Raw genomic sequence first — 25,878 nt, forward strand, 5'->3', positions numbered from 1 at the left:
ATCTAGATGCTGCGATAGCGCTCGATAGCTGAAAGATCCGGCACTGTTCCGAGCCCCGGGTCGTCACTCAGCTGAACCGTGCCTTCGCGCACGTCGACCAGGGAGCCGCAAAACAAATCGCGCAACGGATTGTCGTTGGCGTCGACCTCCAGCCAGCCATCCCCTCCGATGCCGGCAAGCAGATGAGCCGAGGCAAGCAGTCCAACGCCGCCGCCGAGATAGTGCGGGCAAAACGTCTTGCGCGCGTCGAGGATGTCGCGCGCCAGTCCGACACAGACCGTGAGCCCGCCCCACTTCGCGATGTCCGGCTGAACCACGCCGAGCACGTCCTCGGTCAACACCTGCCTGAAGCCTTCGGCGCTCGAGATGTTCTCGCCGGCCGCAATCGGCATGTCCGCGCCTGCCCGCAGTCTTAGCCATTCTTCGCGTGGCCGATCGGCGCGGATAGGCTCTTCCAGCCAACGCAGATCGAACCCGCCAAGCCGCTCCAGCATCTGAAGCGCCTGTTCGACCGACCAGCCCTGATTGGCATCCGCCGCTAGCATGCCCGCGCCGACGATCTGGCGCAGAGCCGCGAGGTTGCCGAGGTCGATGTCGGCGCCGAATCCGACCTTCAACTTCAATGCGCGATGACCTCGCTCGAGTGCGGCTTCGGCCGTCTGCGTGGCTCCGCCGGGATTGATGCCGCTGGCATAGACCTTGATCGTACTGCCGTGCCCCCCGAGCAGCCGCCAGAGCGGCAAGCGCCGACGGCGCGCCGAGAGGTCCCACAGCGCGAGATCGATGCCCGCGATCGCCTGCGCAAACGGACCGGGTTCGCCGCATTGCAGCGCCAGCACTTCGGTGCCCCTCGTCAGGCTCTCGAAGGCTTGAGCCGGACCGTCGAATTTGCGCCCGACGAGACCGGGCGCGAGCACCTCGTTCACGAGCCGCGCACGATGCTCCGCACCGGGCGCGGGAAAATTCGACCAGGCCTCGCCCCACCCCTCGACGCCATCTTCATCGACGGCGCGAATGAAGACGGCGGGGCGGTTGAGCATGCGGCCGAACGACGTCACCACCGGCGTCGCCAACGGATAGCGATAGCAGAACGCTTCGATCGAGCGGATGGTGAAGCTGTCAGACGTCATGTTGCAGATCCTGCGATCGAGATCGGACCACGCGGAACGGCCATCAGCTCAATACGCGCGCGCGAAGTCCCCTTCCCGCTTGATATCAGTGAATACGGGAAAGCGCGCCTTCCACGGCGTTCCCTTGGCCTTTGTCAACTCGTTGAGCCGTTCGAGCACACCAAGGCCATCCTTGCGCAGGCTGGCGGAAACCGCCGCGCGGTCCGGGAAATTCTTCAAGACGGCATCGAGCCAGATCGTGCGGCCCGCCAAAAACCCGCCCGCGCCCGCGGCATAGGCAAAGTCGAGTACCCGTTCGAATTTCTCCGGCGCAGCACCGCCGGAGAGCAGCACCCAGGGGATGCTGCGCGCGCGGCAGATGTCGCCGATCGCGTCGAACTCCGTCTGCGCGGCTTTCGCCTCGGCGCCGCCATCCCGGGCAGGCAGATTGTTGGCCGCCAGCGGGCTCTCCAGCTTCAGAAGGTCGACGCCATATTCCGGCTTGGCGAACTCGCGCACGCTCTCGATGACCAGACCTGGAAGTTTTTCGGGCGACTCCACGTAGTCAGCGGTGTGATTGGCGCTGCCGAGGAACGGATAGACCAACAGCTCCAGGACGTAGGGAATGTCGTGACGGGCGCAATCCTGCCCGATCTCGCGAACGAACCGCTTCTGATGCTCGTTGACCGCAGCATCGGCGTCCGGCCGGTACCACGCCAGCACCTTGACGGCGTCGCCGCCCATGGCGCGGATCTTCTCAACGCTCCAATCGGTGATCGCCCGCGACTTGCGTCCGCCCGATGTCTCATCCACCCGGTGCTCTTCAAGGGTCATGATGAGACCGCAACGCGGCGGCAGAAGATCGATGGCCGCGGGCACCGCGAAATTCGGATCGAACAGCATCGAGCTGCAATGTGGCGCGAGGTTCTCGACGAGCAGACGCTTTGCTGCCGTCACGTCGGAATACTCGACCTGGTCCCGCGTAATCCCCTTTGCTTTCGCAATAGCGTCAAACAGCGGCGGCCGCTGATCCAGCGCGACCATGCGAAAATGACCGTCCGCGTCGGCCAGACGCGCCAGGCCGCGGTTCTTTCCAATCGTTCTCATGGCTTCGTCCTCATGAATGCAAGACACTCGTTGATGGTGGGGATTCCGTTGCGTCCGCCTGCGTGGCGGCATTTCATTGCGGCCGCCGCGGCGGAAAACGCCATCGCGTCGCGCACGTCGAGGCCGGCGCCGACCGCGAGGGCATAAGCGCCATGGAAGACGTCGCCGGCGCCCGTGGTGTCGACCACATCGACCGCGAAGGCCGCCTGCCGGTGCAGGCGGCCGTTCTCGTACCAGCTCACACCCTCGCCACCGCGCGTCACGGCGATGATGCGACACCCGAAGCGGGCGAGCGCGGCGAGGGTTTCATCCTTGGCCGAGCCGCCAAAAGCCGTGAGCGCGGGCTCGGAGAAGATTGCGTGGTCAGTCAGGGGCAACAGCCGCTCGAACACCTCGGCATCGGCCATGTCGCCGTCGAGCACCGTCGGGATCCCGCGCGCGCGGGCTTCGCGGAACAACGTTGCCGCCCCCTCGACCCAGCGCGGATCTGCCAGCACCGAGGATGCGCGGGCAACCGTCTCCAACGGCAGCCAGTCGGCTGCTTCCGGATAGAGACCGCGGAAATTGACGATCTGCCGTTCGCCCGAGCTGTCGACGATGATCCCGGAGACCGACGAGCGGCCATCGGGAAACAGCCGGAAATTCTCGACATCGATGCCCTCGGCGCCGAAGGCGGACCGCATCTCCTGGCCGGCGGCATCATTGCCTGCCCGGCCCCAGAACGCGACCGCCGCGCCGAGCCTTGCAACCGTAACCGCGGCGTTGGCGGCCATGCCGCCGCCGAGGGTCCCGTAGCCGGCGGCCTTGATCTTCTCGCTTCTGCCTGCAAAGAGCCGGTCGACGCGCCAGATCTGATCGAGCGCCGACAGCCCGAGGCAAATCACCTGCACGCGATCCGCCTTGGACACGAGCTCTGCCAGCGCCGACGGATTTCCAATGTTCGCCGGCGAGCTCACCGCAAGACCCGCCCGTCTGCGGCGTCGAACAGATGCGTCCGGCCGGGTTGCGGGCGGAGGCTGAGGCGATCGCCGACCTTCGGTCGTAGCGACGGATCGACCCGCGCGATGGATGCCGCGCCGGCGAGATCGAAATGGATCAGCGTGTCCGAGCCGAGCGGCTCAACGAGCTTGACGTTCACTGCAATACCGTCGGCGGCATCGGTGGCAACGGCAAAATGTTCGGGACGAATGCCAAGCACAGCGCTGCCGGCCCGCCGCAGCCCGTTTGCCGTCTCCTCGCCCAGCGGCACCACCGTTCCGCCTTGCGAAAGGATCGCACGCTCCTGTCGCCATTCGACCGGAAAGAAATTCATGGCTGGCGAGCCGATGAAGCCGGCCACGAACTGGTTGGCCGGCCGCTCGTAGACCGCCTCAGGCGTGTCGTATTGCTGGATCGTGCCGCTCTGAAGCACCACGATGCGGTCGGCCATGGTCATGGCCTCGATCTGGTCATGCGTCACGAAGACCATGGTGGTCTTGAGCTCCTGCGACAGCGCCTTGATCTCGGCACGCACCTGCCCGCGCAGCTTGGCGTCGAGATTCGAGAGCGGCTCATCGAACAGGAAGGCTTTTGGATTGCGCACGATCGCACGCCCCATGGCGACGCGCTGGCGCTGGCCGCCGGAGAGCTCCTTCGGCTTGCGGTCGAGATACGGCTCGATGTGCAGCAGCGACGCCGCGCGCTTCACCCGCGCGTCGATCTCCGCCTTCGGCGTTCCCCGCAGCTCCAGCGCAAAGGACATGTTGTCGTAAACCCGCATGTGCGGATAGAGCGCGTAATCCTGGAACACCATCGCGATGTCGCGCTGCGCCGCCTGCACGCCGTTGACGCGCGTATCGCCGATGTAGAGGTCGCCGGAGGAAATCGGCTCGAGGCCTGCGATGATCCGGAGCAAAGTCGACTTGCCGCAACCGGACGGGCCGACGAAAACCACGAATTCGTGGTCCGCGATCTCCAGGTTGAGATCGGGGATCACAGTGAAATTGCCGTAGCGTTTGGTAAGGTTGCGGATCGAGATCGAGGCCATATCGCTTAGTCCAGCGCCAGTACAGGCTTGATCAACTCGCCTTTGGCGAAGCGGGCGAAATTCTCGGGCAAGGCGGACAGGCCGAACTCGCCGTCGACGAGAACGCGGTATTCGTCCTTGTACCTGCGCAGCAGTTCGACGTTCGGCTCGAAATCCGAAACCGGGAAGTAGAAGGTCCGGATCATGTAGAAATCCTTGCGGCGGAACACCTTGCCTTCCTCGATGGTCCAGGGCGCGGCGTTCTCGCCGACCAGCACCAGCGCCCCGCGCGGCAGGACGAGCTCGATACCGAGGTTGCGCGCCGCGTGCGCGCCGGAGCATTCCATGATGAGGGCGAACCGTTTCGACGTGTCGCCGACCGGATGCGGTTTCACGCCGAACGATCGGGCGATATTCAAGCGTGCAGCGTTCGGATCGGCCACGTGGATGTCGTCATAACCGAGACTACGGAGCGCCAGCACGACGCCGAGACCGACAGGCCCCGCTCCCATCACGAGGACCGCACCTGCCTCGTCCGGCTGCACTACGCGACTGACGAACCGCACGGCGTGGCCGGAGGTGCCGATAGTGTCGAGCAAGAGCGGCGCGAGGCTGTCCTCGATATCGTCGGGCACCGGCAGCAGGCAATTCTCCGGCACCGGCACGTATTCGGCGTAGCCGCCCGGCCTGTTCCAGCCGATCAGGCTCGAGACCTCCAGGCACATCTGGGTGTCGCCGCGCTTGCAGGCCGCACAGTGGTCACAGTGCAACGGGATATAGACGGCGCAGCGGCGGCCATGCAGGCGATGGCCGGGCTGCTCGACGACGCCAAAAATCTCGTGGCCGGCGGTGAACTCGGCGCCTTTGTGCCAGAGCTTGAAGTCCGAGCCGCACAGCGCGGTGCGCGAGACCCGCACCAGCACCTCGCCTGCCCCAACGTCGGGCATCCGTACCGGCTCGATGGTGATGCGTTCGTGACCATGGAACACCGCAGCCTGCATGATCGCGTTCGGACGTGGCGTTACGTTCATCAGATACCTAACCTTTCACCGCGCCGAGCGTCAGCCCGGACACCAGCCAACGCTGAACCAGAGCTGCCAGTACCAGCGGCGGCAATGCGATCAGCGTCGCCGCGGCCATCAGGGCGCCCCATTGCGTCGAGCCTTCGCCGATGAAATTGAATGCTGCCGCGATCAGCGTCTTGGTGTCGCCATTGGAAAGCACCAGCGCAAACAGGAAGTAGTTCCACGAGAATACGAAGGCCAGTATGGCCGAGACTGCGATGCCGGACGCCACCAGCGGCAGCGCGATGCGCCAGAGGATGCGGGTGACGCTGCATCCATCGACCTGCGCCGCCTCGAACACGCTGCGCGGGATGCCGTCAAACGACGGCAGCAAGACCCAGATCACGATCGGGAGCGTGATCACCGCGTGGCTGAGGATTAGCGCCGTGTACGACCCGATCATGCCGACCTGCCGGAACATGACATACCACGGCAGCAGGAACAGCGTTCCCGGTGCCATGCGCGCCGCGAGCGTCAGGATCGCCGGCCACGAAATACGCGTCCAGGAGACGGCGAACGCGGCCGGAATTCCGAACAGGAGCCCAAGCGCGGTCGAGCCGACGGTGACGATCAGGCTGTTGAGGGCATAGCTCAGGAACGGCGTCGTCTTGGTCAGCTCGACATAATTGTCCAGCGTCGGCGTGAAGATCAGTGTCGGCGGATAGGCCGTCACCTCGAAGGACGGCTTGAAGGAGGCCAGCACCATCCAGACCGTTGGCGTCATGATGATAACGCCGGCCAGCACGAGCTGCACCAGGTTGAGCCAGCTTATCCAGCGGTCGGTGTTGACTGCGTCGGTCATGAGATCACCACGCCACCGCGCCGCGCAGGCGGTTGAAGGCGAGCACGGCGCCGAACACGATCGCGGTCAGCGTCAGCATCAACGCGCTGGCATAGCCGATGTTGAAGAATTCGAAGCCGACCCGGAAGCCGTAGATATTGAGCGTATTCGAGGCGTTGCCGGGCCCGCCCTGGGTCGTGATGTAGATGATGTCGAAGAAGCGCAGGAGATCGACGCTGCGCAGGATGGCTGCAGTGACGATGGTCGGCAGCAGCAGCGGCAGCGTGATGCGCTGGAAGGTCTTGAACGCAGATGCGCCATCGATCTGCGCGGCCTCGTAGACGCTCGGCGGCAGAGATTGCAGGCCGCCGAGCACGATCAGGGCGACGTACGGCGTCCACTGCCAGCTATCGATCAGCGCGACCGTCGGAATGACCCATGTCGGCGAGGCCAGCCAGTCCGACGGCGGCAGGCCGAACGATTGCAGGATGTAGTTGGCCGCGCCCAGCGACGGATCGAGGATCACAAGCCACATCATGCCGGCGACCACCGGCGGCATCATGAACGGCGAGATGAACAGCGATCGCACGATCCCAGGAAGGCGCTTGGCATGAAACAGGACCAACGCAAGCCAGACGCCGAAGACGAGTTGCAGCACCAGCGAGAGCACGAACAGCGCAATGGTGATCCACAACCCATGCCAGAACTCGACGTCGGACATCAGCTTCGTGTAATTAGCAAGGCCGGCAAAGGACTGCTTGCCGGTCGAAGAGAAAGTCTGGAAGCCGAGCCAGATCGTATAGACGACCGGAAATGCGATCATCGCGACCGTGAAGATCACGGCCGGCGCCGAGAGCGCCGCCATTTCCAGCTCCTGCCGGTCCTGCGTGAGTGTCGCAGCCGTGTCAGACATGTATTCCTGTCCTCGATCGAGTTAGGTGCCGGCCGGCGCGAAACCAGCCGGCACCGGGCGGTCAGTTCAGCGCGATCAGCGCGTCCAGCGCCTTGTCGGCGTCCGCGCAAGCCTGATCGACGGTCTTTTGCTTCAGGATCAAATCCTGCACCGCCTGACCAATGAACTCGCGCGATTGGGGATTGGCGACGATGGGATAGCCGACTTCGGACGAGCCCTTGGTGGCGAGCACGTCGAGCGCGGCCTGCCATTCCTTGCGCACTGGCTCCTCGTCGATCCACTTGCGATATTCGGGGTCCTTGGCGACGGACGGACGCGGCGGGGCAATACCCTGCAGGGCCATCTTCTTCTGCACCTCGGGGCTCGTTGCCCACTGCACGAAGTACCAGGCCGCATCAGGCTGCTTGCTGTGTGAGGACACCGCCATACCCCAGCCGATCGTGGTCGGCACCTGGCCGGCCTCGCCCGCCGGGAACGGCAACAGGCCGGTATCCTTCAGGCGCGCGCCGCCTTCCATCACCGTGCGCAGTTCATTGGAGGATTCGAACGCCATCGCCGCGCGGCCGCCGCGATACAGCGCCGAAATCTGCTGGAAGCTGTAATTGACGACGCCGGGCGGTCCGAAGTCACGCAGCAGCCGGCTATAGGTGTCGAGCGCCTCCTTGCCCTTGGCCGAGCACAGGCTCGACTTGCCGCTCGCGATATACGCGCCGCCGATATTGTGCAGCATGTTGCTGAAGGTGTAGGCGATCGCAGGCTTGAGGCCACGCGAGACGAACGGCGTCACCGTGCTGTCGCAAGTCTTGATCTTCTCGGCGGCAGCCTCGACGTCCTTGATGGTCTTCGGCGCCTCGAGGCCGCACTTCTTGAAGATATCGGTGCGGTAATAGAAAATCGGGCCCTCGATGTTCATCGGCATGCTGGTCAGCTTGCCGCCGAACGTCGCGGCCTTCAGCAGGGCCTGGCTCAACCCCGCCGGATCGTAGTCCTTGGCGACCTCGTTCTTGGCCATCGCGGTGAGATCGCCGTACCAGCCGGCAGCGGCGAACTGCTCGCCTTCGCGCGAGGGCAGCGTCATGAACACATCGACCTCGTCGCTGTTCGCATTCATGACGGTGACCAGACGCTGGCGCATCTGCTGTTCCTGATAGCCGTCGACCTTCAGGGTCATGCCGGTCAGCTTCTCGAAATCGGCCTTATAGGTAAGCAGCGCCTGCGAAACCGGATTGTTGTTGGCGAGAAAGGTGACGGTCTTGCCCTTGAACTTCATCCAGTCGAATTCGGCCGCGCGCGCCTGCGCGCTCACGGCGGCAATCGCAAGAACGGGCAACGCGACGCGCGTCGCGAGCATCCTGGCCTTCATCGAACTCTCCTCCCGCTGGCCGCTTTATGCTGTCGGCGCTTTCTGAAAACGGTTACATCCTAAGCGCCATCTCACCTCTGTCAAGCGATAGACAATCTATCTTTTGTGCGGCAATATCGCAGGTACTACTCACCTTGCCGCGCTCACGATCCGAGATTGTAACGTTACATCATGAATCGACCGTCCGCCAAATTGACGAAGCAAGGCATCCGCGCCGTTGCGGCACGAGCCGGTGTGTCGACGGCATCGGTCTCGCGTGCGCTCAACAATCCCGATGCAGTGAGCCCGTCCCTGCGCGCGCGCATTGCGCAGGCAATCGAAGCCGTCGGTTACATCCCGCATGCGCCGGCCCGCATTCTGTCATCGCGGCGATCGCGTACGCTTGGCGCGATCGTGCCGACGATCGACAACACGATGTTCGCGCGCGGCATCGCCTCACTGCAAAGATACCTGTCCTCGGTGGGCTACATGCTGTTTCTCACCACGAGCGGATACGATCTCGACGTCGAGCTGCAACAGGCCCGCAACTTGATCGGTCGCGGCGTCGATGGCCTCGTGCTGCGGGGCGACTGCCATCACGAGGGGTTGCGCAAGCTACTCGCGGACAATGCGGTGCCTTTCATCAATGTCGGGATCTATCAGCCCGACCGGCCCTACCCTTGCGTCGGCACGAACAACGAGGCCGCTGCCCATCGGGCAGCCGGGCATGTCATCGAGCTCGGCCATCGCCGGATCGGAATCGTTTCCGCCCTCCAGCGCAACAACGACCGCGCCGGCGCCCGCGTCGCCGGCTTTCGCCGCGCGCTCGCGGAGAACGGCCTGGAGCTGCCTCCGGAATGGCATGTCGAGGTGCCCTATACCCTGGACGACGCGCGCGAGGCGGCCCGCCATCTCCTCAACCTCAAGAATCGCCCGACGGCAGTGGTCTGCGGCAACGACGTCATTGCCTACGGCGTCCTGTTGGAAGCGGAGCGCAGCGGCTTTTCGGTGCCGCGTGATCTGTCGGTCGTCGGCTTCGACGACCTCGACTGGAGCCGCCATTTGCGACCGAGCCTGACGACGATCCACGTCCCAACCGACGAGACCTGGCAGCGTGCCGGAGAATATCTGGTGCGCAGCCTCGCCGGTGAGCAGACCATCATGCATCGTGAGATCGACTTCTCGCTGGTGGTCCGGGAATCGACGGCTCCGCCTCCCGCAATCCTGAAGTGAGATCCTCCGATGAGTACCAGCTTTTCTCTCACCTCCGGTTTTCATGCCGTCGTGATCGGCGGCGCCGGCGACATCGGCGCCGCGATCAGCAACCAGTTCTGCGACCTCGGGGCGACGGTGACCGCCACAGGCGTCAATGACGCCGATCTCGCACGCTCCCTGCTCAAGCCGCGCGCCGGACTTGCGCTCACGACGCTCGATGTCACGAGCGATCAAGCCGTCGCGTCACTCGCCGGGCGGCACGAACGCGTCGATGCGCTGATCAATTGCGCCGGCATCCTGGCACGGGACAAGGAATACGAAATCGAGACCTTCATGAAAGTGCTCGACGTCAATCTGACGGGCACTTTCCGAACCTGCATGGCGTTCCGCCCGCAGCTGGCGAAGATGAAGGGCTCGATCGTCAACATCGCCTCGATGAATGCAACCCTGGCCCTGCCGCGGATTCCGGCCTATTGCGCCAGCAAGGGCGGCGTCGTGATGCTGACCAAGGCGCTGGCCATGGCGTGGGCCGAAGACGGCATCCGCGTCAACGCCGTCGCGCCCGGTTATGTCGAAACCGCGATCAATGCCGCCGGCCGTACCGACCGCGCCCATTATGAACGCATCGCCGACCGCACCGCGTTCAAGCGCTGGGGCCAGCCCGAGGACATCGCCGGTGCCGTCGCCTTTCTCTGCATGCCAGCCTCGCAATACGCGACCGGAACGGTGATCGCGGTGGATGGTGGTTTTCTTGCGGGCTAGCGGCAGCTGTCACACGTTCGCAAGCTGGCGCGGCTGCAGGTGCAGCCGCGCCGATCTAGCTCAGCGGAAGTTGCCCTTGGTCTCGGGGATCACGACCGCACCGATCAAATAGATCACGAACACGCCGACTGCAAAGTAAGCCAGCGACATCGGAATCTGTGCGGGGCTGCCGCTCACCAGCGAGACGAAGGTCGGCATCATTCCGCCCAGCGCAAAGCCGATATTCCAGGACAGGCCGGTGCCGCTGGCTCGAAGCGCCGTGGGGAACCGTTCGTTCAGGAAGATCAGCACCGGCGCATAACCGGCATTGCCGATGAAGGCGATGGCAAGCGCATAGAGCGTAATCTGCGTGGTGTCCTTGGTCGTGGCAAGATTCAGATAGCACAGCGGCAACAGCACCGCCGCCAGGATCCCGATCAGCAGGAACGTCTTCTTGCGGCCGATAAGATCGCTCAGCGCGCCGACCAGCACCGCGGCGAAGAACGCCGAGACGCTGGCGCCCATCAGGATCAGCGAGGAGGTCTGGTTCGGAACCGCGTTGATGACTTTCAGGAAGCTCGGCAGGTACCCCGAGGTCAGATAATAACCGGCGCCGCCGCCGAAGGTAATGAGCAGGTTGATCAGCAGGACGCCGCGATACTCGCGGGACAATACGTCCTTGACCGGCGCCTTCGAGACCTTTGCCTGCTTATTGCCCTGCTGGCGCTTGAGGTCCTTGAAGTACGGGGACTCTTCGAGGTTCCGGAAGATGAACCAGCCGAGCAGAGAGCTCAGCAGCCCTGAGAAGAACATGAAGCGCCAGCCCCACACGGCAAAGGCATCTCCGGGGAATACCGAGGACGTGATCAGGAAGATGAAGGACGCCAGCAGCGCGCCAATGCCGGCGCCGCCGCCGCCGACCAGGCCCGACATCGCCCCGCGCCAATGCGGCGGCACCGATTCCGTGCCGATCGTGTGGGTCGAGGCCACGACACCACCGACGAACACGCCCTGCACCAGGCGCAGGATCAGGAACACGATGGGAGCGATCACGCCGACCTGCGCGATGGTCGGCAGCAGGCCGAACGCGGCCGTGCTGATGCCGACGCCGATGATGGCGATCAGCATGGCCTGCTTGCGGCCGTGCACGTCGGCGTAGTGCCCGAACACCGCCGAACCGAGCGGCCGCATCAGCAGCGTAACGGCGAACGAACCGTAGACTGCGGCGAGCGACAGCGCCGCATTGCTCGACGGAAAGAACAGCGCGCCGACCACCGGCGCTACATAGAGCAGAATGAACAAGTCGAACAGGTCGAGTGCCCATCCGAGCACTGACGCGATGATCGCATTGACCATCTGCTTGTTACCCGTCGATGCCCGTGCACCGGCCACCGGCATATCCATCTCAGCCATCTTGTTTTACCCTCCCCGTTTGAATAGGGCCGCGGTCCGCGCCATTGCGAACCGCGGCAGCTTGTTGCGTCGCGTATCAACGGCCGACGAATTTCGGCGGACGCTTGGCGTTGAAGGCCTCGACGCCTTCCTTGAAGTCTTCCGACTGTCGCAGACGGCTGTAGCAATGGCCTTCGAGTTCCATGGCGATCGCGAGCGTCGAATCCTCGGTGTCGTTGAGCAGCTTCTTGGCGGTACGCTGCGCCAGCGGCGAGAAGCTGCGGAGCTCGTCGACAAGCTTGTCGGTCGCCTTCTCCAGTTCGGAATCGGGCACGCATTCGGTGGCGATGCCCCACTCCAGCGCCTGCTTCGCCGAGATGCGCTTGGAGCGCATCACGATGTCCTTGGTGCGGGTGATGCCGACCATCTTCTGCAGCCGCGCCGACCCGCCGGAACCCGGGATCTGGCCGAGCTTCTGCTCGGGCAGCGCGTACTGCGTGGTCTCCGAGGCGATACGGAAATCGCAAGCCAGCGACAGCTCGAAGCCAACGCCGAAACAATAGCCGCGATTGGCGACGATAACAGGCTTGGCGCAACGCGCCGGCGCGGCGATGTTCCAGGCGAGCTTGGAGACGTGCTCGGGGCTCGCTTCCATGAAGCCTCCGATGTTCCCGCCGCTCGAGAAATGCTCGCCCTCCCCGCGCAGCACGATGATGCGCACGCGCGGATCCTCGTCCAGAGTCTCGAAGGTCAGCCGGAGCTGGTCGCGCTGCGGCATCGCCACGACGTTGTAGGGCGGGCGTCCCAGGATGATGTCCGCGCGCTCATGCGCCTCATCGATCTCGACCTTGAACCCGTCGAGCTTGGCAAGCCGAGGATCGGCAAACGTATAGGGTGACGGCATTTTCGCTTCCTTCTGTTGATGCGTGACGATCAAGCGGCGTCCGATGGCGGCCGACGCTCGGTCTCGTATTCTCCGGCGACGAGCAGGCGCCGCAGCAGCTTGCCGACCGGCGATTTGGGAATCGCGTCGACGAAGACGTAGCGGCGCGGCCGCTTGAAGTTGGCGAGGCCCGAGGTGCGGCAGAACTGCTCCAGCTCGCTCTCGGAAACGTTGCGATTGCGCTTGACGAAGGCGGCGACGACCTTGCCCCATTTTTCGTCGGCGACACCGACCACGGCGACCTCGTCGACCCCGGGATGCAGCGACAGGCAGCTCTCGATCTCGACCGGAGAGACGTTCTCGCCGCCGGTGATGATCATGTCGTCGACGCGGCCCGTGACGAACAGGTCGCCATCGGGATCGACGAAGCCGGTATCGCCGGTGAAATACCAGCCTTCGCGCAACGATTTGGCGTCGGCCTCGGGGCGGCGCCAGTAGCCCTCAAAGGCTTCGTCGCCCGCGAGCGTGGCGATGATCTCGCCCTCCTCGCCGACCGCGGCAAGCTCCGCGACCGAACGCGCGCCGATGCGCACGACCTTGACGTGCTGGTTCAGCCCGGCCTTACCGGCGGAGCCGGGTTTTGCCGTAGCGTTCTGATCGATCGTGAAGGTGTAGATCTCGGAGCTGCCGTAATGATTGACGAACAGCTCCGGCCTGAAGGCCTCGTCCAGCTTTTTCAGCAGGCCGTCCGTCATCGAGGCGCCGGCAAAGCCGAGCTTGCGCACGCTGGAGACGTCGGTCCGGTCGAAGGCGTCGTGATGGACGAGATCGTGATAGAGCGTCGGCACCAGATAGAGGTTGGTGATCCCTTCCCGCTGGATCAGCTCCAGCGCCTGGCGGCTGTCATAGCGCGGCAGGCAGATGAAGCTGCCGCCGATCAGCGACATCGCGAGCAACGAGCGGACACCCATGGTGTGGTAGAGCGGCATCACACCGAGCGTGCGCTCGCCGCGGCCGTAGAGATTTTGCGCGACATGGGCGATGGCCGCGGCACGCTCGGCGCGATGACGCCGCGGCACGCCCTTTGGCCGCGAGGTGGTGCCCGATGTGTAGAGCATGATCGACCAGGCATCAGAGCCGACGCACGGCTCGGCATCGGGCGCGCTGCCCCTGATCAGATCGGCAAAGCCGACCGCCTCGCCTGTGCCCGGATCGACCGACACGCGTAGCAGCCGGCCGGCGAGAGCCGAACCCTGCACCGCCTCAGCGGAAACATCCTGGTAGAAAACTGCGCGGCCCTCCGCGTTCTCGATGCAGAAGTCCAGCTCGTCGGCCTTGGCGCGCCAGTTGATCGGGGTGACTACGAGGCCTGCGAACTGGCAGGCCCAATGCAGCGTCGCGGCCTCCCAGCGGTTTTGCAGCAGCGTGACGACGTGGTCGCCGGGCTTGAGGTCCAGGCGGCCGAAGGATGCGACCAAAGCAGAGATCTTGTCGTACCATTGCCGGTAGGTCAGGCGGCGATCGCCGTCGACCAGCCCGATGGCGCGCGGATCGCGCGCGGCGCTGGCCATGAAGCTGCTGGCGAGATCAAGCATCTGACGTCTCTTCTTTCGATGAAGCGAGCTGGGCGGCGGCTTCGAGGGCCGCCTGGACGATCGGCGTGTAGCCGGTGCAGCGGCACAGATGCCCGCTGAGAAGATCGCGAATCTCCGCCTCGGTCGGCGCCGGGTTCCTGGCGAGAAAATGATCGAGCGACATCAGGATGCCGGCCGTGCAGAAGCCGCACTGGAGCGCGTGGTGACGGCGGAAGGCCTGTTGCAGCACGCCGAGGCGATCGGCCGCGGGTGCAAGCCCTTCAACCGTCTTGATCTCGCAGCCGTCGACCTGCGCTGCCAGGGTGAGGCAGGAACGGGTCAGCATGCCGTCGACGACGACCGTGCAGGCGCCGCAGACGCCGTGCTCGCAGCCGACATGGGTGCCGGTGGCGCCCAGCTGGTGCCGCAGGAAGTCGCACAGCAGCGTCCGAGGCTCGGCTTCCCCCGCGAGGGGCTCGCCATTCAGCGAGACGTGGATGGGGTGGCGGGCGTCGGATTTGAGACGGGTCATCGCAGAACCTCGCCGATCAGATCGCGGCCGATCATGCGCACGAGGTCGCGGCGATAGCGCGCGGTGGCATGAACGTCGTCGCGCGCACCGAGTTCGTAGGCAAAGGCGTTGAGGGCATCGTCGAGCGCGCTGCCCTCGAGTCGCGGCCAGTCCCGCGCGGTCGGGACGTCCGCAACGCCACCGACCGCGAGGCGGACGCCGGATGGCGTCTTCATCGCGGCGCAGGCCACGATGGCAAAATCGCCGTGCCGGCGCGCGACCTCGCGGAACGCGAAGCGAGATCCATTGATGACCGGGAGCGAGATGCCCTCGATCAGCTCGTCGTCGTTGCGCGCCGTCAGCATCATGCCGGCGAAGAAATCCCTGGCCGCGACGCGGCGACGACGCCTGGCACTGCGCAAAAGCACCTCGCCGCCGAGCGCGACCAGCGCGAGCGGCATCTCGGCGCTGGGATCGGCATGCGCGAGCGAGCCGCAGATGGTGCCGCGGCTGCGGGTCTGCATGTGACCGACGCAGGGCAGCGCCAACGCCACCAGCGGCAATGCCTCGGCCAGATCCGGCCAGGCCAGCAGATCGGCCTGGCGCACACCGGCACCGATGACGACGGCATCGGCTGTCCGCTCGATCTTGCGCAGCTCTCTGATCCGCATGATGTCGATCAGAAGCTTCGGCTTGGCGAGGCGCATATTGAGCATCGCCATCAGCGACTGTCCACCGGCGAGCACACGAGCATCGCCGCCCTGCTGCGCCAGCGCACCGAGGACATCACCGACGGCTTCGGCGCGGAGATAGTCGAATGCGGGCGGCTTCATCGGCGCCCCCCAAACCGGCCGGCGAATTTCGCCAGCAGGGCGAACAGCGAAAAGCCGCCCGAGGCGCCGCCGCCGGCCTTGCGGGCCAGCGCTGCGAAGAACTGGCCGATGATCACCCGCGTCGCGCCGTCGAGCAGACGGCCGCCGATGCTTGCGATCTTGCCACCGATCGCGGCGTCATAGCTGTAGGTCAGCTTCGTCCCGCCGCTGCCGTCGGGCGCGAGCATGATGCGCCCCTCAGCGCTGCCGAAGCCGAGCGCGCCGGTGGCGCCGCCGCGCAAGGTGACCGCGCGCGGCGGATCGAGATCGAACAGCTCCACGTCGGCGCGATAGCGCCCGGTGACGGGTCCGATGCCGAGCGTGACATCCGCGCGGAAATGCGTCTCGGTGATCTTGTCGACACGCTGGCAGCCGGGAATGATCGATTGGAGCGTAGCGGGATCGAGCAGCATGGCCCAGACCTGCTCGGGCGTCGCCCTCACCGAGGCCTGCCCTTCGCCGCGAAGCCGCCGATCCGCTTCGCGCGCAGGCACCGCAGCCACGCCCCCCGCGGGAGGCGGCGGCTCGGCGCCGCGCACCAGCTCGGCAAGCCGGGCAGGCACCAGAGGCAACGTGATGTCGGCAACGCCGAGCGCATCCGCGACCGCATTGGCGAGGCACACCGGCGTCGACATGCAATTGCCTTCGCCGACGCCTTTTGCGCCGAGTGGCGTGAACGGCGATGGCGTCTCCACGTGGAAGATCTCGGGCTCCGGCACCTCGGTGGTGGTGGGCAGCAGATAGTCCGCGAGCGTTCCAGTGAGGAAACTGCCGTCCTCAGCGTAGGCATATTCCTCGTAGAGCGCGGCACCGAGCGCCTGCGCGAAGCCGCCACGGATCTGGCCATTGACCATGCCGGGATGCAGGATGGTGCCGCAATCGTGCATGGTGACGTAGCGGTCGATCCGCGTCTGCAGGGTAATGCGGTCGATCTCGACGCCGCAGAAGTCGAAGATGAAGCCATGGCACAGCGAGGAGTTGATGCGGTCGTCCTCGCCGGGCGGCGTCAGCTCCGGCGGCGTCCAGAACACGGTCTCACGGATGGTCTGGCCGACATCGTCAGGCAGTGAGCCCGGCGACCAATGGCTGAGCGCGGCGACACGCGAAAACGCGATCCGGTTCTCCGGATTGTGCCTGGAGGCAACGAAACCCTTTGCAAACACGATGTCCGCGGCTTCGACGTTCAGCTGGCTGGCGGCGATGCGGGCAAGGCGGCCGGCAACGCGCTCGGCTGCGAGCTTAGCCGTGCCGGCCACCGCGGCGGCGAAGCGGCTGGCGTAATTGCCCGACGCGATCGACCAGGCGTCCTTGGCGGTATCGATCTCGGTGTTGACGCGGATGTCCTTCGGCTCCAGGCCGAAGACGTCGGCGACCACCTGCGACAGCACGGTGCGATGGCCCTGCCCCTGCGGCACTGAAGCGACATGAACGGTGACGCTGCCGACTGGATCGAGGCCGACGGTCGCTGTCGCCTCCGCGCCGTTCTTCGGCCCGGCCTTGCGGCGCTCGGCCGCGGTCAGCACCGTTGTGATGTAGCCCATATTGGAGACGCTGGGCTCGACCACCGCCGTGAAGCCGATGCCGTAAAGCCGCCCCTCCGCCCGCGCCGCGTCGCGCCGCGCCTTCAATTCCGCCAGCCTGCCCTGCTCGACCGCGCGCGCGATCGCGTCCTGGTAATTGCCGGAATCGAGCAATGCGCCGGTCGCTGTACGATAGGGAAAAGCACCCGCCTCGATCAGATTGCGCTTGATGACATCGAGCGGATCGAGACCGAGCCCGATCGCGATCCGCTGCACCAGGCGTTCCAGCGCGAAATAGACCTGCGGCCCGCCGAAGCCGCGGTTGAGGCCGGTCGGTGTCTTGTTGGTGACGACGACGCGGTTGCGGATTCTGACGTGGTTGATGTCGTAGGCCCCCGTCATGTTGCCGTGCATGCGGTAGAGCGTGGCCGGCTCGGGTGCGCGCAGATGCGCGCCGCAATCCTCGACCTGGTCCCAGTCGAGCGCGAGAATCTTGCCGTCGGCCGCAACCGCCGCGGCCAATGTCGTCGCGCGGTTGGTCGCTGACACCGACGCGGTGAGATGCTCGAGCCGGTCCTCGATCCACTTCACCGGCCGCCCCGTGACGCGCGCCGCAGCCGCGATCAGAACGATGTACGGAAACACACCCTGCTTGACACCAAAGCTGCCGCCGGAATCCGGCGGCGTGCGCAGCCGCAGCCGATTGCCCGGCACTTTCAGTGCACGCGCAATCACGGTGTGGATGCTGAAGGGCCCCTGAAAATTCGCGAGAACCTCAAAGGCGTCCTCGCCGGCATCATGCGAGGCAACGACACCATAAGTCTCGATCGGTGTGCAGGAGTTGCGGGGATAGCGGATGTCGATGGAGAAGCGGTGCGGCGCATCCGCAAACGCCTTTTCAGGATCGCCGTAGCGAAACGCGCGGTCGCTGGCGAGATTGCCGGGAAAACCGTCGTGCAGGACCGGCGCACCCGGTGCCATCGCTCCGAGCGGATCGACTGTAGCCGCTCGAGGGCGATACTCGACATTGATGAGTTCGGCCGCATCTTCGGCGCGGGCACGATCAGTCGCCACGATCACGGCGACCGGTTCGCCGACATAGCGCACACGCTCGACTGCGATCGGCCAGCACTCGACCGGCGCCTTCACGCCGACGACGAGACTAGTGGTGACCGCCTTGATCTGCTCGCCAGTCAGGACCGCTGCAACGCCCGGCAGCCGCCTGGCCGCTTCGGCGTCGATCGAAATAATATCGGCGTGGGCGTGCGGCGAGCGCAGGATCGTCGCATGCAGCGTGCCGGGCTGGACGCCGAGGTCGTCGATGAAACGGCCGCGGCCGCTGAGCAGCGCGGCATCCTCGACGCGCTCGATTGAACGCCCGACCCACGGCTTGTCACCGCTCTGATCAACCGAATTTGCGGACTTAACCGCAGCCTGCACCATGTCCCGGCATACCTCCCGACGCGTTCTCTGACGCGACGGCGACGTTTGTCAGGACAGGAGGCGCGAGGGCCATACCGCCCGCTCTCACGACTTACCAAATCGTCTCATTCGAGAGCGTGCAGCGCAATATCAGCCCGCAAGGATCAACCCGCGAGGCGGGAGACGTTGCGAAACTCGCGCGGGCTGACGCCGGCATGATCGCGGAAGAAGCGCGTGAAATGTGCCGGCTCCGGAAAACCAAAGCGCTCGCTGAGCTCGCCGAGCGCTGTGTCCTCGCGCATCACCGCGTCGAGCGCGCGCTCCATGCGGACGACGTTGAGGTAAAGCTTCGGCGAAACGCCGAGCGAGGTCTCGAACAGGCGGAAGAACTGCGCGCGCGACAGGCCCGCGCCCTTCACGAACTGGTCGACGTTGGCATAGGAATCGTTCACGCGCATCGCGTCCATCGCGCGGCGGATCCGCCAGTCGCAGCTCACCGCGCCCATGCCGCGGATCGAGGTCGGAAAGCTGCGCCAGGGCGTGAAACGCTCGATCACCGCAATCATGAGGTCAGAAAGGGTCTGCTCGTGGGTTCGCACCGCGTCGGGATTCGCCATCATTTCGGCCGCAAGATGCAGCGTGAGCTGGCGAATGCGCGGCGAGACTTCGCCCGAGGGACGCTCGAAAAAGCCCGGCGCGCCGCTCGCGGCCCATCCGCGCCGGAACTCCTTCAGCCACTCCGGCTCGATATAGAGCGCCATGATGAGCGTGCGCGGGCGATTGACGTCATGCACATAGGCATGCGGCTTCCAGCCGTCGACCAGAACGGCGGCCGTGTCCGTGAGCGGCGTGACCTGGTCGCCGACCAGGAACTGGGTGTCGGAGCCCTCGACCTTGAGCAGGACGTGGCAGTGATGATGGGCGTGGCGGACCAGCGAACGATCCATGTCGAGCAGAGCGACCCTGCCGAAAGCGCCATGAGCGATGCGCAGGGCCGTCGACATAAGTTTCTTCCTCCCGGCGTTGCGCCGCAAAATGGTTGCCTTGCTGGTGCGGCACTATAGGCCGCCCTTGCTACATATTCCAACGGCGCAAACGGACGCAAGCCGCTTCCGGCGGTAACCCGCTCACATCCGCGCCTCCGCAAGAAGGCGCGCGACCGCAGCGCCCGGATCGGCCTGCAAGGCTGCCGTCAGGTCGACGTCCTCCTCGCCCTTGACGCGGATGCGCTTGAAGGCGAGCTCGGACGCGCTGACCGGCGCTGTCGCATCGAGGCCCATCTTGGCGCCGATACCGTCATCCGTGGTCGGATCGAGTTTCGAGCCGAGCGCGCCGGCGACGACCATGAGATCGCGGTCGGCCTGGAAGCGCGTCGCCACCGCCCATTCGATCTCCTCGGAGGAAGAGATATCGACGTCCTTGTCGACCACAACCACCTGCTTGATGTCGTAATGCGCGCCGAAAGCGCACATCATGACGTTCTTCGGCTCGCCCTCATTGGTCTTGTCCATCTTGATCGCGAGATGATAGCGGCAGGTGCCGCCGCGCGTGAGGCGAACATCCAGCACGGTCGGGAAGCTGCGGCGCAGATGCTGGAGCAGCGTCGCTTCGCGCGGCACGCCGCCGAGTATCAGGTGCTCGAAACCGCCGCCGACGATGGTGTGGAAGATCGGCTTGGCGCGATGCGTGATGGCATCGACTTCGATCACCTCGCGATTGGCGCGCGGGCCGTAATATTGCGGGAATTCACCGAACGGGCCCTCCGGCTCGCGCACGCCTTGCAGGATCCGTCCTTCAATCACGATCTCCGCATGGGCGGGAACGCGAACCGAAATGGTGCGACATTTGACGACGTCCACGGGCGAGCCGAGCAGCGCGCCCGCAATCGCCATCTCGTCCTCGTCCAGCGCGGCAATCGCCTGCGAAGCCAGCAGCAGCGCCGGATGCGCGCCGATGACGATGGCGATCTCCAGTGCCTGGCCCAGTTCTTCCGCGATGCGATAGTAAGAGAACGTGTGCCGCGGCAGCAGCAGAACGCCGATACGATTCTTGCTGCTGACCTGACAACGGTGAATCGAAACGTTCTGAACGCCGGTCTTCGGATTGCGCGCGATCAACAGGCCGGCCGTGATATAGGGACCGCTATCGCGTTCATTGTGCTTCGGCACCGGAAGTTGTCGGAGCAGGTCGACGTCGTCGTGAACGACCTCCTGCACTGGACCGTCCGGAACCTCGCGGGTCGGCAGTGGATTGCTTGCGGCGGCAAGGAATCGCGGCAGCAACTGGTCCTCGGTGACGCCGATGGAATCGGCGACCCAGTCACGACCGGCAAACAGGTTGGCGATGACGGGAATCTCGTGCCCATCGGGACGCGGGAACAGCACCGCGCTGTCGCGCTCCAGCCGCTTCGCGATGGCGGCGAGCTCATCGATCAGCGCAATACCCTCGCGGGCAATCGCGAGCTTGCCGCGCTCGGCGAGGTAAGCGAGCCAGGCACGCAGATCGGCCGGTGCGTTCGTGCTCTTCGCCGAATTTTGCCTCGCCGAATTTTGCATTCGCATATGACGTATCTCTCCTCGGGCGTTCGGGTCAGGGCGCGATCTTGCGCAGCGACGGCGAGCGGCGCTTGAGCGCTTCGTCCTCGCCCCAGCGGCGCACCACGCCGATATCGATATCGAAGAGGTCGAGCACCCGGCCGACGGTGTGCTCGACCATGTCTTCGAGATTCTCGGGTTTTGCGTAGAAGGCGGGCACAGGTGGCGCGATGATCGCGCCCATCTCTGATAGCGCCGTCATCGTCCTGAGATGCCCGGTGTGCAGCGGGGTCTCGCGCACCATCAGCACCAGGCGCCGGCGCTCCTTGAGCACAACATCGGCGGCGCGGGTCAAAAGCGTCGTGGTGACGCCCGAGGCGATCTCGGACATCGAGCGCATCGAGCACGGCGCCACAATCATGCCCGCGGTACGGAACGAGCCGCTCGAGATTGCCGAAGCCATGTCGTCGATCGCATGGCTGACATTGGCGAGCTCCCTCACCTCCGCGATCTTCAGGTCGGTCTCGTAGGCAAAGGTCTGCTCGGCCGTCTTCGACATCACCAGGTGAGTCTCGACGCCGGCATTGCGCAGGAGTTGCAGCAGGCGCACGCCATAGGTGACGCCCGAGGCGCCGGAAATGCCGATGATCATCCGCGTGGGCGCTGCGTGCTGCATATGTCTGATTTCGCTCCCGTGGCCACGTACCCTCGAGGTCTCGTAGCCGGTCGCAAAACTAGGCAATCTCGGCCATCACAACAAATAATGATTGATTATATCATTCATCATCGAAGATGATGGCCCGCGAACGAGTTGGCGAACGAAGGACTGGCCCCGTGGAACTCAGGCAGATGCAGTATTTCCTGTGCCTGGCCGATGAAAAGAACGTCACGCGGGCCGCGCGCCGGCTCAACATCGTGCAGCCGGCGCTCAGCATGCAGATCGCCAAGCTCGAGGCCGAGCTCGGCCAAAGGCTGTTCGACCGCAGCGTCCAGGGCATGACGCTGACCAGCGCCGGCGAGGCGCTGGTGCGGCTGACGGCGCCGATCGTGCGCGATGCGGAGTATGCGCGCCAGGAGATGGCCCAGATCGGCGGGCGGATTTCAGGCCGCGTCGCGGTAGGCCTCATCACCTCCGTTGCGCAGAGCACGATGGCGAGCTCGTCAGCGACTGTCGCGCGCCGCTATCCCGAGATCATCCTCTCCGCGTGCGAAGGCTACACCGAGACGCTGGTCGACTGGGTCAACAGCGGCCAACTCGATTTCGCGCTGATCAACGTGCCGCGCCGAAGGACGCCGCTCGCCGCGCATCACATCATGGACGAGGAGATGGTGTTCGCCTGCCGCAAGGACGGCCCGATCCGGCCGCCGGCCAAGCTGCGCTTCGACCACATCGCGAATTTCGATCTGGTGCTACCCTCGAAGCGCCACGGCCTGCGGCTGATCCTGGACGAGCGCGCCGCAGCCCTCGGCATCGACCTGCGGCCGCGCCTGGAGCTCGACACCCTGCCCGCCCTCTGCGACGTGATCGCGACCACCGATTTCGCGACCGTGCTGCCGACCATCGCGCTCCGGCAGTCGCTGGCAAGCGGGACCATTCGAGCCCACCGTTTCGACGCGCAACGGATCGTTCGCTCCATCGCCTGGGTGCATCACCCGCGGCGAGCGGTCTCGGTTGCGGCCAAGGCCGTGCTGGACGTCATCAGCCACGATCTGGCGCAGGCCGCGGCGGTGGCAAAGCAGTTGGCTGAACCTGGCTCCGGCGGCGCAGCCTCGTCATCCCGCAAAAAACGTCGCAAGACCGGGAAGACGATTTCCTGAATCCCGAACGCTCATTTGGACAAGATGTCGCGCCTCTTTGCAAAATGAGACGGGTTGGTAAGTTTCGAGACGAGCCGGCATGACGGTCACGTCAAGCCGCTAACTACGGTCCAGGCGCAGAAAATCGCGGCCTGGCGCTCCTCCGGACAACTCCTGTCACGGACGCTCCCAAGGCTCGCAGAACAAGACGCGGTCGGGAGATTCAGTCCGAGATGGCAAGGTTCGGTCACAGCAGGATCGCGGACGACACAGCGCCGCACGTTGAAGGATTTCACCCTGACCGCAGGTCTTTGCTCTCGCTCGGCCTGGGCGCGGCTCTCTCCGCCACCGGGCTGCGTCCCGCGCAAGCCCAAGACTACCCCGCGCGTCCGATCCAGGTGCTCGTGCCCTTCGCCGGCGGCAGCGCCAGCGACGTCATCACGCGCATCCTGCTCAACCGCATGTCGACGTCACTGGGGCAGGCCTTCGTAGTCGACAACCGCCCTGGCGCCGGCGGCAATATCGGTACCGCGGCCGCTGCACATGCCGCCCCGGACAGCTACACGTTGCTGATGAGCACCTCCGGCCCACTGGCCGCGAACCGATCATTGTACAAGGAGCTGCCCTACGATCCGCTGAAGGATTTCGCCCCGATCGGACTGTTCGCCACGTTGCCGAATGTCATCGTAATCAATTCGAGGCTGCCGCCGAAATCCCTGCACGAGCTGATCGAGTACACCAAGGCCCGCCCCCGGGAGCTGAACTACGGGACGGTCGGAGTCGGCTCGTCGCAGCACCTCGCGGCTGCCTATTTCGAGCAGCTCACGGGCACCGAGATCACCCACGTTCCTTACCGCAACATCGCTGCTTACACGCCGGACTTCATCGCGGGCCAGGTCCCGCTCGACTTCCAGCTCTTGCCGAACGTCATCGGTCTGATCAGGAGCGGCGATGCGCGCCCGCTCGCGGTTGCCAGCGACAAGCGCATGACGGCGCTGCCGGACGTGCCGACCGCGGCCGAGGCTGGCCTGAAGGACTACGAGAGCGCGGCGTGGCTTGCCCTGCTCGCGCCCGCGGGCACCGGCACCGCCGTTATCGACAAGCTCTATGCCGCCATGATCGAAGCCATGAACGATCCGAAGGTGCGCACCCTCCTGGTGGAGCAGGGCGCCGAGCCCCTGGTGATGGCCCCCCAAGGTCTGAAGGATTTCATGACCGCGGAAACCACAAAATGGGCCGGGATCATCAAGAAGATCGGCATCGAGCCGATGTGACTTCAGCTTTTGGGTAATCAGCCTCTTCCGCGTGATCCGCCACCCGCGCCCTGCTCGCCCAAAGCTCGCTCGCTGAACCGGCTCGCGCATGGCTCAACGCAGCGGCGCTGGCGGTATGAGCTCGCGTTACGGCAGATTGTCCCGCAGAAAAATGTCGATGCGGATGCGTTCTTGGTCGGGGCTGATTGGCTCGCCCGAACAGTGCGCGAGCAGAACGCGTGCCGCAGAGCGCGCCTCGTGCCCGGGATCCTGATTGATCACGGCATCGAGCGTGCCGCGAACCAGGAAACGCCGTGTATATTGGGTCAGCTCATGGGTGATCCAGACCACCTCGCGAGCGCGGCCCGAGGCCTCGAGCGCATCGGCGATGCCGCGGTTTCCGGCGCCGCAGCAGTATATGCCGCGAAGATCGGCATGGCGCGCGAGCAGCGCGGCCGTAAGCTCCCGCGTGCGATCGCTGTCGTCCCGGCCCTCGATGACCGGTAGCGCGGGCAGGTTCGGATACTCGCTGGACAGGATCTGATGGAAACCGAACTGCCGTTCAGTGTGATCGCGCAGCGACAGCGACCCCGCGATCACCGCGACCGTCCCCTCGCGCCCAGCAAGGAAGCGCCCCATCAGCGTTGCGGCGGTGCGGCCTGCGGCCGGATTGTCGATGCCGACATAATGCAGGCGGCGCGAGCTTGGCGCGTCCGACACGAGGGTCACCACGGCGACCCCGCGTCCGACGAGTTCGTCGATCGCGGCCCGAACCCTGGGATGATCGAGCGCGATGACGGCGACGCCCTGGTAGGCCGGCGACAGGGTTTCCAGCGCGCCGGCGAGCAGATCCGGATCGAACACGTCGACACGGAGAATGTCGATGAAGCCGCGCTGGCCGGCGAGCCAGTCCGCGGTGCGCTGGACCTGCTCGCTCAGATTGGTCATGAAGCTGTTGCTGCCGGTCGGCAGCACGAAGGCGAAGCGGAACGTCTGCCCGCGGGCGAGCCGCGCGGCCGCGACGTCGGCGCGATAGCCGAGTTTTGCCACCGCGGCCTCGACACGCGCGACGGTCTTGGCGCGCACGCCCTCGCGGCGGTTGACGACGCGATCGACGGTCGCAAGCGAAACGCCGGCCGCACGTGCGACGTCCTCGAGCGTGGCGCGAATCGCCGGCTGTGTCGCCCCTCCCGTCATTCGCGCGCCGCCCAAAGCATGCCGCGGGTCATCAGTGTCCGGATCTCCGGCACGTCGAGCTCGTAGGCACGGTGGCCGAGCGAGGAATAGAACACCCTGCCCGCGCCGTAGCGCTTCTTCCAGACCACGGGCATCACCACGCCCTCGATCCACGGCGCGTGCTCGCCGGTGAAGGTCGTCGTCGCCAGCACCTCGTTGGCGGGGTCGACATGCATGTAATATTGCTCGGAACGATGTTCGAAACTGTTCAGGCCCTTCATGATGGGGTCATCCGGCTTCGTCAAGTCGACCTTGTAGTCGATGATGTTGCCGGGATGGGCCACCCACTGCCCGCCGCACATGAATTGGTAGTCGACGGAATCGCGGAACGCATCGCACATGCCGCCATGATGGCCGGCGAGCCCGACGCCGCTCCGCACTGCTGCGCAGAGATTGAGCGCTTCCGCCTTCTCGATCTTCGACATCGTGTAGATCGGGATGATCAGCGACATGTCGTGGATCGCAGGATCGGCGAATGCCGCCGTCGTCGTCTCGATCCGCACCTCGAAGCCTTCTGCTCTCAGCCAGCCGCGAATCATCGAGGCGCAGAGATCCGGATCGTGTCCCGGCCAGCCGCCCCATACAATCATTGCCTTGCGCATGGTCA

Annotated in this window: 23 protein-coding genes; 4 read left to right on the top strand and 19 right to left on the bottom strand. The window is 65.2% G+C overall.

What is annotated here, in order from left to right; genetic code table 11:
- Positions 1-2: 2 nt before the first annotated feature.
- The 8 genes from CIT37_RS25930 to CIT37_RS25965 all read right to left on the bottom strand — a co-directional run bounded on the left by CIT37_RS25930 (position 3) and on the right by CIT37_RS25965 (position 8,342).
- Positions 3-1,130 (bottom strand): mandelate racemase/muconate lactonizing enzyme family protein, encoded by a 1,128-nt coding sequence (locus CIT37_RS25930; RefSeq protein WP_028143596.1) that lies wholly within the window; start codon positions 1,128-1,130, stop codon positions 3-5.
- 48 nt (positions 1,131-1,178) lie between these two features.
- Positions 1,179-2,216 carry a tagatose 1,6-diphosphate aldolase gene (locus CIT37_RS25935; protein WP_028143595.1) on the bottom strand — a complete coding sequence of 346 codons (1,038 nt, stop codon included), beginning with the start codon at positions 2,214-2,216 and terminating at the stop codon, positions 1,179-1,181.
- Positions 2,213-3,124, bottom strand: coding sequence for a sugar kinase (locus CIT37_RS25940; RefSeq protein ID WP_244611280.1), 912 nt, complete (start codon positions 3,122-3,124; stop codon positions 2,213-2,215). The genes CIT37_RS25935 and CIT37_RS25940 overlap by 4 nt, the downstream gene beginning before the upstream one ends.
- A gap of 44 nt (positions 3,125-3,168) precedes the next feature.
- On the bottom strand, positions 3,169-4,242 hold the full coding sequence (locus CIT37_RS25945; RefSeq protein WP_028143593.1) for an ABC transporter ATP-binding protein: 1,074 nt from the start codon (positions 4,240-4,242) through the stop codon (positions 3,169-3,171).
- A gap of 5 nt (positions 4,243-4,247) precedes the next feature.
- The gene (locus CIT37_RS25950) at positions 4,248-5,252 is read right to left on the bottom strand and encodes a zinc-dependent alcohol dehydrogenase family protein (RefSeq protein WP_028143592.1); all 1,005 of its coding nucleotides are present in this window, start codon (positions 5,250-5,252) and stop codon (positions 4,248-4,250) included.
- Between the two features lie 7 nt (positions 5,253-5,259).
- Positions 5,260-6,087 (bottom strand): carbohydrate ABC transporter permease, encoded by an 828-nt coding sequence (locus CIT37_RS25955; protein ID WP_095426563.1) that lies wholly within the window; start codon positions 6,085-6,087, stop codon positions 5,260-5,262.
- Positions 6,088-6,091: 4 nt separating this feature from the next.
- Positions 6,092-6,979, bottom strand: a complete 888-nt coding sequence (locus tag CIT37_RS25960) for a carbohydrate ABC transporter permease (RefSeq protein WP_095426562.1) — start codon at positions 6,977-6,979, stop codon at positions 6,092-6,094.
- 61 nt (positions 6,980-7,040) lie between these two features.
- Entirely contained in the window at positions 7,041-8,342 is a 1,302-nt protein-coding gene (locus CIT37_RS25965) for an ABC transporter substrate-binding protein (protein WP_038948959.1), read from the bottom strand.
- A 171-nt stretch (positions 8,343-8,513) separates the two neighbouring features.
- Here CIT37_RS25965 and CIT37_RS25970 point away from each other — a divergent pair, with 171 nt between their 5' ends.
- Positions 8,514-9,554, top strand: coding sequence for a LacI family DNA-binding transcriptional regulator (locus CIT37_RS25970; protein WP_095426561.1), 1,041 nt, complete (start codon positions 8,514-8,516; stop codon positions 9,552-9,554).
- A gap of 9 nt (positions 9,555-9,563) precedes the next feature.
- Entirely contained in the window at positions 9,564-10,298 is a 735-nt protein-coding gene (locus tag CIT37_RS25975; protein WP_095426560.1) for an SDR family NAD(P)-dependent oxidoreductase, read from the top strand.
- A 60-nt stretch (positions 10,299-10,358) separates the two neighbouring features.
- Here the strand turns inward: CIT37_RS25975 and CIT37_RS25980 are convergent, their stop codons facing one another.
- The 9 genes from CIT37_RS25980 to CIT37_RS26020 form a co-directional block, all read right to left on the bottom strand.
- Entirely contained in the window at positions 10,359-11,690 is a 1,332-nt protein-coding gene (locus tag CIT37_RS25980) for an MFS transporter (RefSeq protein WP_095426559.1), read from the bottom strand.
- Positions 11,691-11,766: 76 nt separating this feature from the next.
- Entirely contained in the window at positions 11,767-12,573 is an 807-nt protein-coding gene (locus CIT37_RS25985) for an enoyl-CoA hydratase/isomerase family protein (RefSeq protein ID WP_028143586.1), read from the bottom strand.
- 29 nt (positions 12,574-12,602) lie between these two features.
- Positions 12,603-14,147 (bottom strand): AMP-binding protein, encoded by a 1,545-nt coding sequence (locus CIT37_RS25990; protein ID WP_028143585.1) that lies wholly within the window; start codon positions 14,145-14,147, stop codon positions 12,603-12,605.
- Entirely contained in the window at positions 14,140-14,658 is a 519-nt protein-coding gene (locus CIT37_RS25995) for a (2Fe-2S)-binding protein (RefSeq protein WP_028143584.1), read from the bottom strand. The genes CIT37_RS25990 and CIT37_RS25995 overlap by 8 nt, the downstream gene beginning before the upstream one ends.
- Positions 14,655-15,470 carry an FAD binding domain-containing protein gene (locus CIT37_RS26000; protein ID WP_028143583.1) on the bottom strand — a complete coding sequence of 272 codons (816 nt, stop codon included), beginning with the start codon at positions 15,468-15,470 and terminating at the stop codon, positions 14,655-14,657. Before CIT37_RS26000 ends, CIT37_RS25995 begins: the two co-directional genes overlap by 4 nt.
- Positions 15,467-18,472, bottom strand: a complete 3,006-nt coding sequence (locus CIT37_RS26005; protein WP_095426558.1) for a xanthine dehydrogenase family protein molybdopterin-binding subunit — start codon at positions 18,470-18,472, stop codon at positions 15,467-15,469. Before CIT37_RS26005 ends, CIT37_RS26000 begins: the two co-directional genes overlap by 4 nt.
- A gap of 143 nt (positions 18,473-18,615) precedes the next feature.
- On the bottom strand, positions 18,616-19,455 hold the full coding sequence (locus tag CIT37_RS26010; protein ID WP_028143581.1) for a helix-turn-helix transcriptional regulator: 840 nt from the start codon (positions 19,453-19,455) through the stop codon (positions 18,616-18,618).
- A 123-nt stretch (positions 19,456-19,578) separates the two neighbouring features.
- Positions 19,579-21,012 carry a UbiD family decarboxylase gene (locus tag CIT37_RS26015; protein WP_095426557.1) on the bottom strand — a complete coding sequence of 478 codons (1,434 nt, stop codon included), beginning with the start codon at positions 21,010-21,012 and terminating at the stop codon, positions 19,579-19,581.
- 28 nt (positions 21,013-21,040) lie between these two features.
- Positions 21,041-21,661 carry a UbiX family flavin prenyltransferase gene (locus CIT37_RS26020; protein WP_038970453.1) on the bottom strand — a complete coding sequence of 207 codons (621 nt, stop codon included), beginning with the start codon at positions 21,659-21,661 and terminating at the stop codon, positions 21,041-21,043.
- Between the two features lie 173 nt (positions 21,662-21,834).
- Between CIT37_RS26020 and CIT37_RS26025 the strand changes: the two genes are divergently transcribed.
- The gene (locus CIT37_RS26025; RefSeq protein WP_161966552.1) at positions 21,835-22,803 is read left to right on the top strand and encodes a LysR family transcriptional regulator; all 969 of its coding nucleotides are present in this window, start codon (positions 21,835-21,837) and stop codon (positions 22,801-22,803) included.
- 212 nt (positions 22,804-23,015) lie between these two features.
- The gene (locus tag CIT37_RS26030; RefSeq protein WP_095426555.1) at positions 23,016-24,056 is read left to right on the top strand and encodes a Bug family tripartite tricarboxylate transporter substrate binding protein; all 1,041 of its coding nucleotides are present in this window, start codon (positions 23,016-23,018) and stop codon (positions 24,054-24,056) included.
- Between the two features lie 126 nt (positions 24,057-24,182).
- Here CIT37_RS26030 and CIT37_RS26035 read toward each other — a convergent pair whose 3' ends face one another.
- Both CIT37_RS26035 and CIT37_RS26040 read right to left on the bottom strand, forming a co-directional pair.
- Positions 24,183-25,232 carry a LacI family DNA-binding transcriptional regulator gene (locus CIT37_RS26035; protein ID WP_095426554.1) on the bottom strand — a complete coding sequence of 350 codons (1,050 nt, stop codon included), beginning with the start codon at positions 25,230-25,232 and terminating at the stop codon, positions 24,183-24,185.
- Positions 25,229-25,873 carry a ThuA domain-containing protein gene (locus CIT37_RS26040; RefSeq protein ID WP_028143575.1) on the bottom strand — a complete coding sequence of 215 codons (645 nt, stop codon included), beginning with the start codon at positions 25,871-25,873 and terminating at the stop codon, positions 25,229-25,231. Before CIT37_RS26040 ends, CIT37_RS26035 begins: the two co-directional genes overlap by 4 nt.
- Positions 25,874-25,878 lie beyond the last annotated feature (5 nt).

The organism is Bradyrhizobium ottawaense, from assembly GCF_002278135.3.
In the GTDB taxonomy this organism is placed as follows: domain Bacteria; phylum Pseudomonadota; class Alphaproteobacteria; order Rhizobiales; family Xanthobacteraceae; genus Bradyrhizobium; species Bradyrhizobium ottawaense.